Below are 13814 nucleotides of genomic sequence, written 5' to 3' on the forward strand. Positions count from 1 at the left end.
GGGCAGCACGACGGCCCGCGGCGGTCCGGAAGGCCGGAACCACCGCGGGCCACGGGCGGATTGCCAGTGAGTCCCCGGTAAGGGGTCAGCGCACCTCGGTGATCTCGGGGCCGCGCTGCAGTTGCCCCATACCACCGGAGAAGCGGGAGCTCTCCTGGTCCTCCTGCTGGACACCCTCGGGCACCATCTGGGCGTCGTCCGGCAGCTTGAGGACGATCGGGTCGCGAGGCGCCATGGGGCCCTCGCCCCGTACGACCACGGTGTCCCGGAAGATCTGCTCCAGCAGACCGGCGGCCTCGGGCTGCACCGCGCCCTGCCCGGAGATTACTCCGCGCAGGAACCAGCGCGGCCCGTCGACGCCGACGAAGCGCACCAGCTGCACACCGCCGGTGCCGTCGGGCAGCTGTACGGGCACCTGCGCGCGCAGCTCCCAGCCGAGCGGGCCCTCGACCTCGTCGATGATGCCGCCCTGCTGCGTGATGCCGGAGGCGATCTCCTCGCGGACCTCGCCCCAGATGCCTTCCTTCTTGGGCGCCGCGAAGGCCTGCAGCTGTACGGCGCTGTCGCGCAGCACGACGGTGGCGGCGACGATTGCGTCGCCCGCGACCTCGACGCGCAGTTCCATTCCCTCGACTCCGGGCACGAACAGACCGCCCAGATCGACCCGGCCCTCGCCGGGCCTGGATACCTCGGACACGTCCCAGGGGCCGTCGGGCCGGGGCGCCGGCGGAAGGTTCACCCGGCGGGGCGCCCCTTCTTCGTCGGAGTACTCCGTGTCGCGCTCGTCGACGACCTGCTCGGCCTCGGCCGCTGCGTCCGCCGCGTCCCCGGCGGAACCACTCTTCTTGCGACGTCCGAACACGTCACTGTCCTTCCCGGTCGGATACGACCGAAGCGTATCGATTCCCACCCGTTGAGCCGTCCACGGCGGCGTGACCGCCGGTGGACCCGAAGCCCCCCTCGGCCCGCGCCGAGCCGGGAAGCTCCGCCACCTCGTGGAAGCGCACCTTCTCGACCTGCTGGACAACCAATTGAGCAATCCGGTCGAACCGATCGAACCGCACACTCTCGCGCGGGTCGAGATTGACCACGATCACCTTGATCTCCCCACGGTACCCGGCATCCACCGTCCCCGGGGCATTCACGAGGGCGACTCCGCAGCGGGCGGCGAGACCCGAGCGCGGGTGCACGAACGCGGCGTATCCGTCGGGCAGCGCGATGGACACTCCGGTGGGCAGAACGACCCGCTCGCCGGGCGCGATCTCGACGGCCTCACAGGTCACCAGATCGGCGCCGGCGTCGCCCGGGTGCGCGTACGACGGGAGCGGCACCTCCGGATCCACACGGCGGATCAGCACATCGACAGGGTTACGCATCAGGGGTTCACCTCGAAGGCGCGGGCGCGCCTGATCTGGTCGGGGTCCGCCATGGCTGCCTGGATCTCCTCCGGGCGGCCGTTGTCGATGAAGTGGTCGACCTGGACCTCGATGAAGAGAGCGTTGGCGCGCACGGCGACGGGTCCTTCGGGGCCACCGATCCGGCCCACGGCGGTGGAGTAGATCTTCCGCCGGGCGACGGCGGTGACCTCGGCCTGCAGATGCAGCACGGTGTCCACGGGCACGGGGCGTACGAAGTCGGTCTCGAGCCGACCGGTGACCGCGATCGTCCGCAGCAGCCAGTTGAGCGAGCCGAGCGTCTCGTCCAGCGCCGTGGCCAGCACGCCGCCGTGCGCGAGGCCCGGTGCGCCCTGGTGGGCGGGCTTGACGGTGAACTCCGCCGTGATGCTCACACCTTCACCGGCCCGCGCCTGGAGGTGCAGTCCGTGGGGCTGTCCCCCGCCGCAGCCGAAGCAGTGTTCGTAGTGCGCGCCGAGGAGTTCACCGGGGGCCGGGGCGTCAGGATGCCGAACAGGCTTTGTGGCGTCGGCCGGAGGGGTCAGAGCCGAGGGCCGCGCCGAGGGTCCGGGGGTCGCCCCCCGGGAGTTCGCAGTACTCACGGGCCCAGACCTTACCCGCGCGGATACCGCCAGGTCGCACCGTGCCAAGCTTGGTTTCATGCAGCCTTCCGCCCCGCACTACGAAGAACGTCTGACCGCGCCCCGTTCGTGGTGGGCCATCGCCGCCCTGATGGGCGTCGCGGGCGGCCTCGTCCTGCTGCCGCTCGGCACACTGCCGATGCTCGGCGGGCTGATCGGCGCCGCCGCGGTGGCCGCTGTAGTGGTGAGTTCCTACGGCTCGGTCCGTATCCGGGTGGTGGCCGGCTCGCTGGTCGCGGGCGAGGCCCGGATTCCGCTCACGGCTCTCGGTGAGGCCGAGATCCTGGATGCGGAAGAAGCGCGCGCCTGGCGCTCGTACAAGGCCGACCCCCAGGCCTTCATGCTGCTGCGCAGCTACGTGCCGACGGCCCTGAGGATCGAGGTCACGGACCCGGCCGACCCGACTCCGTACGTCTATCTGTCGACCCGGAACCCGAAGGAACTCGCCGCCGCGCTGGCGGCTGTGCGCGCGGACTGAGAGGCGCGCCGAGCCGGTCAGCGGTCCAGTTCGGGCGGGGCCGAGACGTCCAGCGGGTCCTTGGGCTGTTCCAGTGGCGGGAGCGCGGGCAGCGCGTCCCAGGGGATCTGTCTCCTGCGCAGGTCCTTGCGGATGTGGCCGGCGAGCTTCATGGTGTCCCGGCGGTTGATCGCCGCACCGAGGGCCGCGCCGACCATGAACGGAATCAGGTTCGGCAGATTGCGGACAGTGCGCTTCATGACCTGCTGCCGCAGCTCGCGCTTGAACCGGCCGCCCAGCGCGGCGTTGATCGTCACCGGTTTGGTGACGTCGATCCCGCGCTCCTCCGTCCACGAGGTCAGATACGCGACGCTGCGCTCCTTGAGGCCGCCCCGCGGCCGCACGCCGTAGACCTCATGGAGCTCGGCGATGAGCTTCAGCTCGATGGCGGCGACTGAGATGATCTCCGTGGCCAGCTCGGCCGGCATCGCCGGAGGGACCGGCAGCATCGCGGCCGCGCCGATACCCGCACCCACAGTGGAGGTGCCGTTCGCCGCGCCCGCGACCAGTTTGTCCGCGAGCTCTTCCGGACCGAGCCCGGGGAACTGTTTGCGCAGGGTCGCCAGATCGCGCACCGGCACGCGTGGTGCGTTCTCGATGATCCGGTCGGCCACGAACGCGAGCGCCGCACCGACGCCCGCACGGCCCCTCCGCATCCCCTGCCGCACGGCGGCCAGGCGTGGTGCCCTTGGTGTGGGCCCCGCCTGACCGGCTGCTTCGAGCGAGGCCCCGCGGCCCCGCCCGTCGACCTCTGCTGCGCCGTGGGGCAGCAGGGCGGCCGAGTGCTCGGCAGACGCCTTGGCGTCCTGCGCCGGGCCTGGACCGCCCGAGTGCGTCTCCGGCGGCTTCTGGCGCCGGAGACGCAGCTTCCTGGACGGTTTCTCGCCTGCCACGGCCGACCGGACCTCAGTCGCAGTCGCGGCAGATCGGCTGACCGTTCTTCTCGCGGGCGAGCTGGCTCCTGTGGTGCACCAGGAAGCAGCTCATGCAGGTGAACTCGTCCGCCTGCCGGGGCAGCACGCGAACGGACAGTTCCTCGTTGGAAAGGTCCGCTCCGGGCAGCTCCAGGCCCTCAGCCTGCTCGAATTCGTCTACGTCGACGGACGACGTCGTCTTGTCGTTCCGGCGGGCCTTCAATTCCTCAAGGCTGTCCGAATCGACGTCGTCGTCGGTCTTGCGTGGGGTGTCGTAGTCCGTTGCCATGTCGCTCTCCCCCTCTGGGTGTCTGCGGTGTCTCCAGCGCACGTAACGCGTGAGAGGCCGGACTTGTGCCCGACCCGAGGCGGAGATTTTGCCTCACATCAAGGTCTGTTACTCAATCGACACCCAACCGGATCCCCCGAGAGTGATCGGGTTGGATGGCGATCGGGACCGTACACGGTCCGAATGTCGCACTTCACGGGCGCCACCCCGTGTACTTCCCGTGATCTCGACCCCCGGAAACCAGGACTTTTCCCGGCTTTCCGGCAAGAGTCTTGATCACTGAGAGTAGATGGCCTGAAATTCGCCTTTGTGATCGATCCCACACGGTCGCACACGGTGTTCTCGGTCACGGATCCCGAAAATTCCGCGTAAAGCGAACGAAGCGATTCGCGTCGGTCAGCATCTCAGACCGGGAAGGTGACTCGCATCACGAGGCCACCGCCCTCACGAGGCTCCGCGATGATACGGCCTCCGTGGGCCCGGGCGACCGACCGGGCGATCGAAAGCCCCAGGCCGACGCCCTTGTCGCTGCCCGTGCGCTCCTGACGCAGCCGTCTGAAGGGCTCGAAGAGGTTGTCGATCTCGTAGGCGGGAACCACCGGCCCCGTGTTCGAGACCACCAGAACCGCCTGGCCGTGCTGGACGTCCGTCGTGACCTCCACCCAGCCCCCTTCCAGGACGTTGTAGCGCACGCCGTTCTGCACGAGGTTCAGGGCGATCCGCTCCAGCAGGACGCCATTGCCCTGGACGACGGCGGGCGCGCACTCCGCGCGGATCTCCACGTCCTTGGCATCGGCCTCGGCACGGGCCTGGTCCACCGCGCGCGTGGCCACCTCGGCCAGGTCCACCGGCTTACGCTCGACGATCTGGTTGTCGCTGCGGGCGAGCAGCAGCAGACCCTCCACGAGCTGCTCGCTGCGCTCGTTGGTGGCCAGCAGCGTCTTGCCGAGCTGGTGGAGCTCCGTGGGCACTTCCGGGTCGGAGAGGTGGACCTCCAGCAGCGTGCGGTTGATCGCGAGGGGTGTACGCAGTTCGTGCGAGGCGTTCGCGACGAAGCGCTGCTGGGCGCTGAACGCGCGCTCCAGGCGGTCCAGCATCTCGTCGAAGGTGTCCGCGAGCTCCTTCAGCTCGTCGTCCGGCCCGTCCAGCTCGATCCGCCGCGAGAGGTCGGAGCCGGCCACCTGGCGCGCGGTGCGGGTGATCTTGCCGAGCGGCGAGAGGACCCGGCCGGCCATGGCGTAGCCGAAGGCGAAGGCGATGACGCTGAGGCCGAGCAGGGCGAAGAGCGAGCGGCGCAGCAGGTCGTCCAGGGCCATCTCGCGCTGGTGCTGCAGACAGCTGGCGACGGCCTGGTTGAACTGCTCGCCGGTCCCCGTCTCGGGCAGCTGGCACCACGAGGTGGTGGGCTGCACCCGGCCCGTCTCGATCTTGAACGGCAGGTCACCGACGCTCACGTGCAGTGCCTGAGCGGTGAGCAGATAGATGATCGAAAGCAGCAGAATGCCCGCGATCAGGAACATGCCGCCGTACAGCAGCGTGAGGCGTATCCGGATCGTGGGACGCAGCAGCGGGCGGACCGGGTCGCGGGGGTCCCAGGTCGGTTTAGGAGGCGCCTCGGGAGGTGCGGGGGTCGCGGTCACCTGGATCAGATCCGGTAACCGGAGCCGGGCACGGTGACGATCACGGGAGGCTCGCCGAGCTTGCGGCGCAAGGTCATCACCGTCACCCGGACGACATTGGTGAAGGGGTCGGTGTTCTCGTCCCACGCCTTCTCCAGCAGCTGCTCGGCCGAGACCACCGCGCCCTCGCTGCGCATCAGAACCTCCAGGACCGCGAACTCCTTGGGCGCGAGCTGGATCTCCTTGCCGTCGCGGAAGACCTCGCGGCGGTTCGGGTCGAGCTTGATCCCGGCGCGCTCCAGGACGGGCGGCAGCGGCACGGTCGTACGCCGGCCGAGGGCGCGCACGCGCGCGGTGAGCTCGCTGAAGGCGAAGGGCTTGGGGAGATAGTCGTCCGCGCCCAGTTCGAGGCCTTCGACGCGGTCGCTGACGTCCCCGGACGCGGTCAGCATGAGCACGCGGGTGGGCATGCCCAGCTCGACGATCTTGCGGCATACGTCGTCCCCGTGGACCAGCGGGAGGTCGCGGTCCAGGACGACCACGTCGTAGTCGTTGACCCCGATGCGCTCCAGGGCAGCGGCGCCGTCGTACACGACGTCGACGGCCATGGCCTCCCGGCGCAGTCCGGTGGCCACCGCATCGGCGAGCAGCTGCTCGTCCTCGACGACGAGTACGCGCACGTCGTGATCCTTCCTCTGGGCCCGTCACCCATGATCGGGGCAGGTGTGTGAGCACTGGCTGTGCGCATCCATCCTGCCCGTTACGCGCGTAAACCGGATGTAAGGCGGAGCAGGCCGCCCGCGGCCGACCTGGGCGGAAAGGAATTCATCGGATTCCCGGGCCAGTTGAGGTTTCCTTGAGGAAGGGCCGGGGGAGGACGACTAAACACCCGCGATCACGCCCTGTATGTGGCACACCACGACCTGTTCCAGGGTTGATCACCCCGTCCTCTGCCTGCGGCAGGGGAAACCCCAGGCACACCCCCGTGCCACCGACCCACGACGAGGGGGCGCACATGGACGCATTCACCGCAGGACTGTTGCAGCGCATAAAAGCCGCCGAGACCGACCTCACCCTGGCACGCGAGACGGGTGACGACTTCCTTGCGGATGTTGAGCAGGCTGAGCTTGACGACCTGCGCCGGCTTGCCGCGGAGCACGGCGTGGAGGTCAGCGCCGCGTAGCGCCGGGCCGCGCAGGTACCGGACATGAGAGGGCCCCGACGCCGAAAGACGGCGCCGGGGCCCCTGTGTGTCCTCGTCGCCGGACGGGCTGAATGCCCCCGACACCTCCTAGTCGTGCCAGGCGCCGAAATCCTCCAGCAGGGACTGCAGCGGGCCGAATACGCCCGGGCTCGCAGCCACCGCCAGGTCGCCGTCCGGGGGACCGCCGGGGCGGCCGCCCGTCAGGGCTCCTGCCTCCCGGGCGATCAGGTCGCCCGCCGCGAGGTCCCACGGGTTGAGCCCTCGCTCGTAGAAGCCGTCCAGGCGCCCCGCGGCCACGTCGCAGAGGTCCACCGCCGCCGAGCCGCTGCGGCGGATGTCACGAAGGCGCGGGATCAGTCGCTGGGCCACGTCCGCCTGGTGGCTCCGTACGGCCGCGACGTAGTTGAAGCCGGTGGAGACCAGCGCCTGGTCCAGCGGCGGCGCAGGGCGGCAGCGCAGCGGCTTGTCACCGGCGTACGCGCCGCCCCCCAGGACCGCCCGGTACGTCTCGCGGCGCATCGGGGCCTCCACGACGCCCACGACCCGCTCGCCGTCCCGTTCCGCGGCGATCGAGACCGCCCAGGTCGGCAGTCCGTAGAGGTAGTTGACGGTGCCGTCGAGCGGGTCGATGACCCAGCGGACGCCGCTCGTGCCGGTCGTGGAGGCGCCCTCCTCGCCGAGGAAGCCGTCGTCGGGTCGGCGCTCGGCCAGGAAGCCGGTGATCAGCTTCTCGGCCGCGATGTCCATCTCCGTGACGACGTCGATCGGGCTGGACTTGGTCGCCGCGACACCGAGGTCGGCGGGGCGGCCGTCGCGCAGCAGCTCCCCCGCCCGGCGGGCGGCCTCCAGGGCGAGGTCGAGCAGTTCGGACAGGAGAGGGTCGCTCACAGGGCTTCCTTAGGGCGTACGGGTGGCGTACGGGCTGTCGGCACCGGCGGCCGCGGGCTTGGGTGCCCGGGCCGGACAGCAGCCGACCGGGCAGAGGTCGTGCGAGGGGCCGAGCGAGCCGAGCGCGCACCGCTCCGCTTTCGCGCCCCGCTCGCTCGCGGCGCGCTCCAGGACGAGATCCCGTACGGCCGCGGCGAACCGCGCGTCGGCGCCCACCGTCGCTGAGCGCCGCACCGGCAGCCCGAGCTCGGCGGCCTTCGCGGTTGCCTCCGTGTCGAGGTCGTAGAGCACTTCCATGTGGTCGGAGACAAAGCCGATGGGGATCATCACGGCCGCGGGGACGCCGGAGCCGTGCAGCTCCTCCAGGTGGTCGCAGATGTCGGGCTCCAGCCACGGGATGTGCGGGGCTCCGCTGCGTGACTGGTAGACGAGCTGCCAGGGGTGCTCGATGCCCGTCTCCTCGCGTACGGCGTCGGCGATCAGCCGGGCCACGTCCAGGTGCTGGCCTACATAGGCGCCGCCCTCGCCGTGCTCGCCGGCCGGGCCCGACGTATCGGCCGCGGCGACCGGGATCGAATGGGTGGTGAAGGCGAGATGGGCCCCCGCCCGTACGTCCTCGGGGAGGTCCGCCAGGGACTGCAGGACGCCGTCGATCATGGGGCGTACGAAACCGGGGTGGTTGAAGTAGTGCCGCAGCTTGTCGACGCGCGGCAGCTCAAGTCCCTCGCCCTCGAGCGTGGCCAGCGCGTCCGCGAGGTTCTCGCGATACTGGCGGCAGCCCGAGTACGAGGCGTACGCGCTGGTGGCGAGGACGGCGATACGGCGGTGGCCGTCGGCGGCCATCTCGCGCAGCGTGTCGGTCAGATACGGCGCCCAGTTGCGGTTGCCCCAGTGGACGGGCAGGTCCAGCCCGTGCTCGGCGAAGTCCTTGCGCAGGGCGTCCAGCAGGGCGCGGTTCTGGTCGTTGATCGGGCTGACCCCGCCGAACAGGAAGTAGTGCTGACCCACCTCCTTGAGCCGTTCCTTGGGGATACCGCGGCCGCGCGTCACGTTCTCCAGGAACGGGACGACATCGTCCGGGCCCTCCGGGCCGCCGAAGGAGAGCAGCAGCAGGGCGTCGTAGGGGGCTGGGTCACGCTGATCCGACATGGCAACGATCCTGCCACCAGCCTTGGACGGCGGGAAAACCGCGGTGCGCCGCAGGGCCCCAGGGCGTAAGCTGCCACCGCCTTCATGTGCCTTACTTGGCGCACACCACGTCCACGACGGCCCCGGTGCGCCTTACGGAGCTCTCCTTGCCCAGTCCGTACCGCGCCATATTCGCCGCCCCCGGCGCCAAGGCGTTCTCCGCCGCCGGCTTCATCGGCCGGCTTCCCCTGTCGATGATGGGCATCGGCATCGTCACGATGATCTCCCAGCTCACCGGGCGCTACGGCCTCGCGGGCGCGCTGTCGGCCACCGTGGCGCTCTCCGCCGCGGCACTGGGCCCGCAGATATCCCGGCTGGTGGACCGGCACGGGCAGCGCCGGGTTCTGCGTCCCGCCACCCTGGTCTCCGCCGCGGCGGCATCCGGACTGCTGCTCTGCGCACATCAAGGCTGGCCGGACTGGACCCTGTTCGTCTTCTCGGCCGGAATCGGCTGTGTGCCGAGCGTCGGCTCGATGGTCCGGGCCCGCTGGGCGGAGATCTACCGGGGCTCGGCCCGCGAACTGCACACCGCGTACGCCTTCGAGTCCGTCGTCGACGAGGCCTGCTTCATCTTCGGGCCGATCGCCGCGATCGGTCTCTCCACGGTCTGGTTTCCCGAGGCGGGCCCGTCGGTCGCCGGCCTCTTTCTGCTGACCGGCGTCTTCCTTCTGACCGCGCAGCGGTCCACCGAGCCGGTGCCGCAGCCGAAGGAAGACCACACGGGGGGCTCGGCTCTGCGCTCCGGCGGCCTTCAGGTCCTTGTGGGCACGTTCGTCGCGACCGGCGCGATCTTCGGCTCCGTCGACGTGGTGACGGTTGCCTTCGCTGAGGAGCAGGGTCACAAGGCGGCGGCAAGCGTGGTGCTGGCCGTGTACGCACTGGGCTCGTGCCTCGCCGGAGTGGTCTTCGGCCTGTTGCATCTCAAGAGTCCGGGCGAGCGGACCTGGCTGGTGGGCATCTGTGCGATGGCCGTGAGTATGATCCCCCTCCAACTGGCCGGGAGCCTGCCGTTCCTGGCCGTGGCGCTCTTTGTCGCGGGCCTTGCCATCGCACCGACGATGGTGACCACCATGGCCCTGATCGAGCAGCACGTACCACGCGCGAATCTGACCGAGGGCATGACCTGGGTGGGCACCGGGCTCGCGGTCGGGATCGCGCTCGGCTCGTCGGTCGCCGGCTGGGTGATCGACGCCGCCGGGGCGGACGCCGGGTACCTGGTCTCGAACGCGGCGGGAGCGATCGCGGCCGCGGTGGCGTTCTTGGGGTACCGCCGGCTACGGAAGCCGGTGCCGACGCGGGAGGGGCAGCGTGAGCAGCACGACCGGGAGCACCACGTGGCGTAACTGGGCGGGCAATGTCACCGCCCGTCCCGTACGGGAGATATCACCCGCCTCCACCGAGGAACTGGCCGAGGCCGTCCGCAAGGCGGCCGAGGACGGCCTGAAGGTGAAGGCCGTCGGCACAGGCCACTCGTTCACAGCCGCCGCGGCCACCGACGGAGTGCTGATCAGGCCCGAACTGCTCACCGGGATCCGGGAGATCGATCGTGCGGCCATGACCGTGACTGTCGAGGCGGGCACCCCGCTCAAACGACTGAACGCCGCGCTCGCCCGTGAGGGCCTTTCGCTCACGAACATGGGCGACATCATGGATCAGACGGTCGCCGGTGCAGCCTCCACCGGCACCCATGGCACGGGCCGCGACTCGGCATCGATCGCCGCGCAGATCAAGGCACTTGAGCTGGTCACCGCGGACAGCTCGGTGCTGACCTGCTCCGAGAAGGAGAATCCGGACGTCTTCGCGGCGGCACGGATCGGCCTCGGCGCGCTCGGTGTCGTCACCGCGATCACCTTCGCCGTGGAGCCGGTCTTCCTGCTGACGGCCCGCGAGGAGCCGATGGCTTTCGACAAGGTCACGGCCGAGTTCGACGAACTCTTCGCCGAGAACGAGCACTTCGAGTTCTACTGGTTCCCGCACACGGGCAACTGCAACACCAAGCGCAACAACCGCAGTGCGGGCCCTGCCGCCCCTCCCGGGCGGATCAGTGGCTGGATCGAGGACGAACTGCTGTCCAACGGCGTTTTCCAGCTGATGGTTTCGCTCGGCCGGGCCGTCCCCGCGACCATCCCGGCGATCGCCAAGATCTCCAGCCGCGCCCTCTCGGCCCGCACCTACACGGACATCCCCTACAAGGTCTTCACATCTCCGCGCCGGGTGCGGTTCGTGGAGATGGAGTACGCCCTTGAGCGGGAGGCGGCGGTCGGCGCACTGCGCGAAGTGAAGGCCATGATCGACCGCTCGCCGCTGCGGGTCAGCTTCCCGGTGGAAGTGCGTACGGCCCCGGCGGACGACATCGCCCTCTCCACGGCATCGGGCCGTGAGAGCGCGTACATCGCCGTGCATCTCTACCGGGGCACTCCGTACCAGTCGTACTTCACCGCGGTGGAGCGGATCATGACCGCGCACGGCGGGCGGCCGCACTGGGGCAAGGTGCACACGCGGGACGCGGAGTACTTCGCCGAGGTGTATCCACGTTTCGGTGAATTCACCGCGCTGCGCGACCGGCTGGACCCGCAGCGGCTGTTCGGCAACGACTATCTGCGGCGGGTCCTGGGCGACTGAGCGCTGCCGCCCTTCTTCTCCCCACTCTTCTGCCTCCGCCGGTCCGCACCGAATAGGGACATGCGAACGAAGCGAATAGTTCCCTTTGAGAAGATTCTGTAAATCTGGACGCCTGGTCACCCATGTCACGGACGCCCAACTCCCCTACCCTGCGAGAAGTTCGGCGGCGCGGCGGTCCACCCCCGTGGCCCGAATGGAGTACTGTGGCGAGCCCTGGGTCCGGCCTCCCTCATGGGCGTTCGGACCCCAGGTAGGGGGCCGAAAGCGGCGCTCGATCCGGCGGCGCCGCGGCACCGCACGGGCACCTGATGCGGAGAGTGACAGGCCAGTCACTCAGAGTGGCAAACAGGTAACCGTGCCATAACGGCGATCCAGGGCCTGTGCCCGACACGCCGGGCAACTCGGCAAGGTTGTGGCAGGCTGCACCCGGGCAGGCCACACTCGACTAGCGGAAGCAGCGACGCACGTGACGTCGGCAGGCACCACCCGGGAGGTCCCCATGCCCGAACTGCGTGTCGTGGCCGTCTCCAACGACGGCACACGACTGGTGCTCAAGGCTGCGGACAGCACGGAATACACGCTTCCGATTGATGAGCGGCTGCGCGCAGCCGTGCGCAATGACCGCGCTCGCCTCGGCCAGATCGAGATCGAGGTGGAGAGCCACCTCCGTCCCCGCGACATCCAGGCACGTATACGCGCCGGAGCCTCCGCGGAAGAGGTCGCACAGCTCGCCGGAATTCCGGTCGACCGTGTGCGGCGCTTCGAGGGACCCGTGCTCGCCGAGCGCGCCTTCATGGCGGAGCGGGCCCGTAAGACTCCCGTACGCCGTCCCGGGGAGAACACCGGACCGCAGCTCGGCGAGGCGGTGCAGGAGCGGCTGACGCTGCGCGGCGCCGAGAAGGACACCGTGCTGTGGGACTCCTGGCGCCGCGACGACGGCACTTGGGAGGTCCTGCTGGTCTACCGGGTCGCGGGCGAGCCACACTCGGCGAGCTGGACGTACGATCCGCCCCGGCGGCTCGTACAGGCCGTCGACGACGAGGCGCGCGCGCTGATCGGCGAGACGGACGACACGATCGCCTCCTCGCAGGAGCCGAGCTTTCCGTTCGTACCGCGCATCGCGCGGCTGCCACGGGACCGGCCGCTCGACCGGGCACTCGACCGCCAGATGGACCGCACGGCCGCGCCGTCGGCCGAGCCGGAGGAGAACGGCGGGGAGAGGGACTCCCTGACGAGTCTCCTGGAGGCGGTACCCAACTTCCGTGGCGACATGGTCGTGCCGGAGCGGCCCGCTCCGCCCGAGCCCGCATCCACGGAGCCGGCCGAGGAGCCCGAGGCCGAGGAACCGGTGGCTCCGGCCGCATCGGCCGGCGCCGGCTCGGCGTACGCGGACGTGCTGATGCCCCGCTCGGTTGCGGGTCACCGCGACCGCCTGACGGGGACGACGGACCGCCAGGCGGAGGCGGACGGGGTGCGCCCCGGCCGCAGGGCCGCGGTGCCGAGCTGGGACGAGATCGTTTTCGGCACACGCCGCAAGAAGCAGGAGTAGCGGTACGCGAAGGGCCCGGCGCGAGCGGTTGGCGCCGGGCCCTTCGCGTATCCGCGCGCGTCAGCCCGGAAGGGGGCCCGTTGCCACCGGGCGGTTCACGTCGCGCGACCACTCCGACCAGGAACCCGCGTACAGCGCGGGTTCGAAACCCGCGATCTCCAGGGCGATGACCTCTTGCGCGGCCGAGACGCCCGAACCGCAGTAGACGCCGACGGCCGTGGAGGCGTCCTTCGCGCCGAGGGCGGCGAAGCGGGAAGCGAGTTGACCGGCCGCAAGGAAGCGGCCGTCCTTGTCGAGGTTCTCCGAAGTCGGGGCCGAGACCGCGCCGGGGACATGGCCGGCCACCGGGTCGAAGGGCTCGACCTCGCCGCGATAGCGCTCCCCGGCGCGGGCGTCCAGCAGCAGGCCGGAGCGGGCCAGAGCGGCCGCACCGTCGGCGTCCAGAACCGCGAACGCGCCCGGTGCGGGCGTGAAGGTGCCCTCGGCGGGCGCGGGGATCTTGGTCTCCAACGGGCCCGTCCACGCGGCGAGGCCGCCGTCCAAGACCCGTACGTCCCGGTGCCCCGTCCAGCGCAGCAGCCACCACGCGCGCGCCGCTCCCCAGCCCTTGTCGGCGTCGTAGGCGACTACCGGAGTGTCCGGTGAGACGCCCGCCCGGCGCATCGCCGCGCCGAAGGCCTCCGGGTCCGGCAACGGGTGACGGCCGCCCGCGCCGGGCGGCCCGGCCAGTTCCGCATCGAGGTCGACGAAGACCGCTCCGGGGATGTGCCCGGCCTCGTAGTCGGGCCGCCCGTGCTGCCCACCCAGTTGATAGCGGATGTCCAGAAGCACTGGAGGCCGGGTCGAGGACAGCTCGCCGGCGAGTTCGGTCGCGGAGATGATGGGGTTCATAAGGGCCATCCTTGCGCAGTGCCCGGCCGCACTGTAACGGCGGGGATACGGATGGGAAATGCCAAAGCGGGCATCCTCCATCGGGAACCCGCCAAATC

Annotated in this window: 15 protein-coding genes; 5 read left to right on the plus strand and 10 right to left on the minus strand. The window is 70.3% G+C overall.

Annotated features, from left to right (window positions below):
- Positions 1 to 85 precede the first annotated feature (85 nt).
- The 3 genes from FBY35_RS08775 to FBY35_RS08785 are packed head-to-tail and all read right to left on the minus strand — an operon-like array spanning position 86 to position 1996.
- The gene (locus FBY35_RS08775; protein WP_142213235.1) at positions 86 to 862 is read right to left on the minus strand and encodes a DUF3710 domain-containing protein; all 777 of its coding nucleotides are present in this window, start codon (positions 860 to 862) and stop codon (positions 86 to 88) included.
- Between the two features lies 1 nt (position 863).
- Positions 864 to 1376: a dUTP diphosphatase gene (gene dut, locus FBY35_RS08780; protein ID WP_142213236.1), complete on the minus strand. Its 513-nt coding sequence runs from the start codon at positions 1374 to 1376 to the stop codon at positions 864 to 866.
- Positions 1376 to 1996: a PaaI family thioesterase gene (locus FBY35_RS08785; RefSeq protein WP_186356887.1), complete on the minus strand. Its 621-nt coding sequence runs from the start codon at positions 1994 to 1996 to the stop codon at positions 1376 to 1378. The genes dut and FBY35_RS08785 overlap by 1 nt, the downstream gene beginning before the upstream one ends.
- 58 nt (positions 1997 to 2054) lie before the next feature.
- Here FBY35_RS08785 and FBY35_RS08790 point away from each other — a divergent pair, with 58 nt between their 5' ends.
- Positions 2055 to 2513, plus strand: a complete 459-nt coding sequence (locus FBY35_RS08790) for a DUF3093 domain-containing protein (protein WP_142213237.1) — start codon at positions 2055 to 2057, stop codon at positions 2511 to 2513.
- Positions 2514 to 2530: 17 nt separating this feature from the next.
- On the opposite strand, the gene FBY35_RS08795 is transcribed toward FBY35_RS08790, so the two are convergent.
- The 4 genes from FBY35_RS08795 to FBY35_RS08810 form a co-directional block, all read right to left on the minus strand.
- Positions 2531 to 3445, minus strand: a complete 915-nt coding sequence (locus FBY35_RS08795) for a hypothetical protein (RefSeq protein ID WP_142213238.1) — start codon at positions 3443 to 3445, stop codon at positions 2531 to 2533.
- 13 nt (positions 3446 to 3458) lie between these two features.
- Complete coding sequence (locus FBY35_RS08800; RefSeq protein ID WP_142213239.1) at positions 3459 to 3755, minus strand: DUF4193 domain-containing protein; 297 nt, start codon at positions 3753 to 3755, stop codon at positions 3459 to 3461.
- Positions 3756 to 4159: 404 nt separating this feature from the next.
- Positions 4160 to 5395, minus strand: a complete 1236-nt coding sequence (locus tag FBY35_RS08805; protein ID WP_142213240.1) for a HAMP domain-containing sensor histidine kinase — start codon at positions 5393 to 5395, stop codon at positions 4160 to 4162.
- 5 nt (positions 5396 to 5400) lie between these two features.
- Positions 5401 to 6054, minus strand: a complete 654-nt coding sequence (locus FBY35_RS08810; protein ID WP_142213241.1) for a response regulator transcription factor — start codon at positions 6052 to 6054, stop codon at positions 5401 to 5403.
- 335 nt (positions 6055 to 6389) lie between these two features.
- Here FBY35_RS08810 and FBY35_RS36390 point away from each other — a divergent pair, with 335 nt between their 5' ends.
- The gene (locus tag FBY35_RS36390) at positions 6390 to 6557 is read left to right on the plus strand and encodes a hypothetical protein (protein WP_186356888.1); all 168 of its coding nucleotides are present in this window, start codon (positions 6390 to 6392) and stop codon (positions 6555 to 6557) included.
- A 108-nt stretch (positions 6558 to 6665) separates the two neighbouring features.
- Here the strand turns inward: FBY35_RS36390 and FBY35_RS08815 are convergent, their stop codons facing one another.
- Positions 6666 to 7466: an inositol monophosphatase family protein gene (locus FBY35_RS08815; protein ID WP_142213242.1), complete on the minus strand. Its 801-nt coding sequence runs from the start codon at positions 7464 to 7466 to the stop codon at positions 6666 to 6668.
- Between the two features lie 9 nt (positions 7467 to 7475).
- Positions 7476 to 8615, minus strand: coding sequence for a ferrochelatase (locus FBY35_RS08820; RefSeq protein ID WP_142213243.1), 1140 nt, complete (start codon positions 8613 to 8615; stop codon positions 7476 to 7478).
- Between the two features lie 146 nt (positions 8616 to 8761).
- Here FBY35_RS08820 and FBY35_RS08825 point away from each other — a divergent pair, with 146 nt between their 5' ends.
- From FBY35_RS08825 to sepH, 3 genes are all read left to right on the plus strand, one after another.
- A complete protein-coding gene (locus FBY35_RS08825) occupies positions 8762 to 9997 on the plus strand; it encodes an MFS transporter (protein WP_142213244.1) in 1236 nt (411 codons plus the stop codon).
- Positions 9963 to 11276: a D-arabinono-1,4-lactone oxidase gene (locus FBY35_RS08830; protein ID WP_142213245.1), complete on the plus strand. Its 1314-nt coding sequence runs from the start codon at positions 9963 to 9965 to the stop codon at positions 11274 to 11276. The genes FBY35_RS08825 and FBY35_RS08830 overlap by 35 nt, the downstream gene beginning before the upstream one ends.
- Positions 11277 to 11775: 499 nt before the next feature.
- Positions 11776 to 12825, plus strand: a complete 1050-nt coding sequence (gene sepH / locus FBY35_RS08835) for a septation protein SepH (RefSeq protein ID WP_142213246.1) — start codon at positions 11776 to 11778, stop codon at positions 12823 to 12825.
- A gap of 60 nt (positions 12826 to 12885) precedes the next feature.
- Here the strand turns inward: sepH and FBY35_RS08840 are convergent, their stop codons facing one another.
- Complete coding sequence (locus FBY35_RS08840; protein WP_186356889.1) at positions 12886 to 13716, minus strand: sulfurtransferase; 831 nt, start codon at positions 13714 to 13716, stop codon at positions 12886 to 12888.
- Positions 13717 to 13814: the final 98 nt, after the last annotated feature.

Source organism: Streptomyces sp. SLBN-118, assembly GCF_006715635.1.
Lineage (GTDB): Bacteria > Actinomycetota > Actinomycetes > Streptomycetales > Streptomycetaceae > Streptomyces.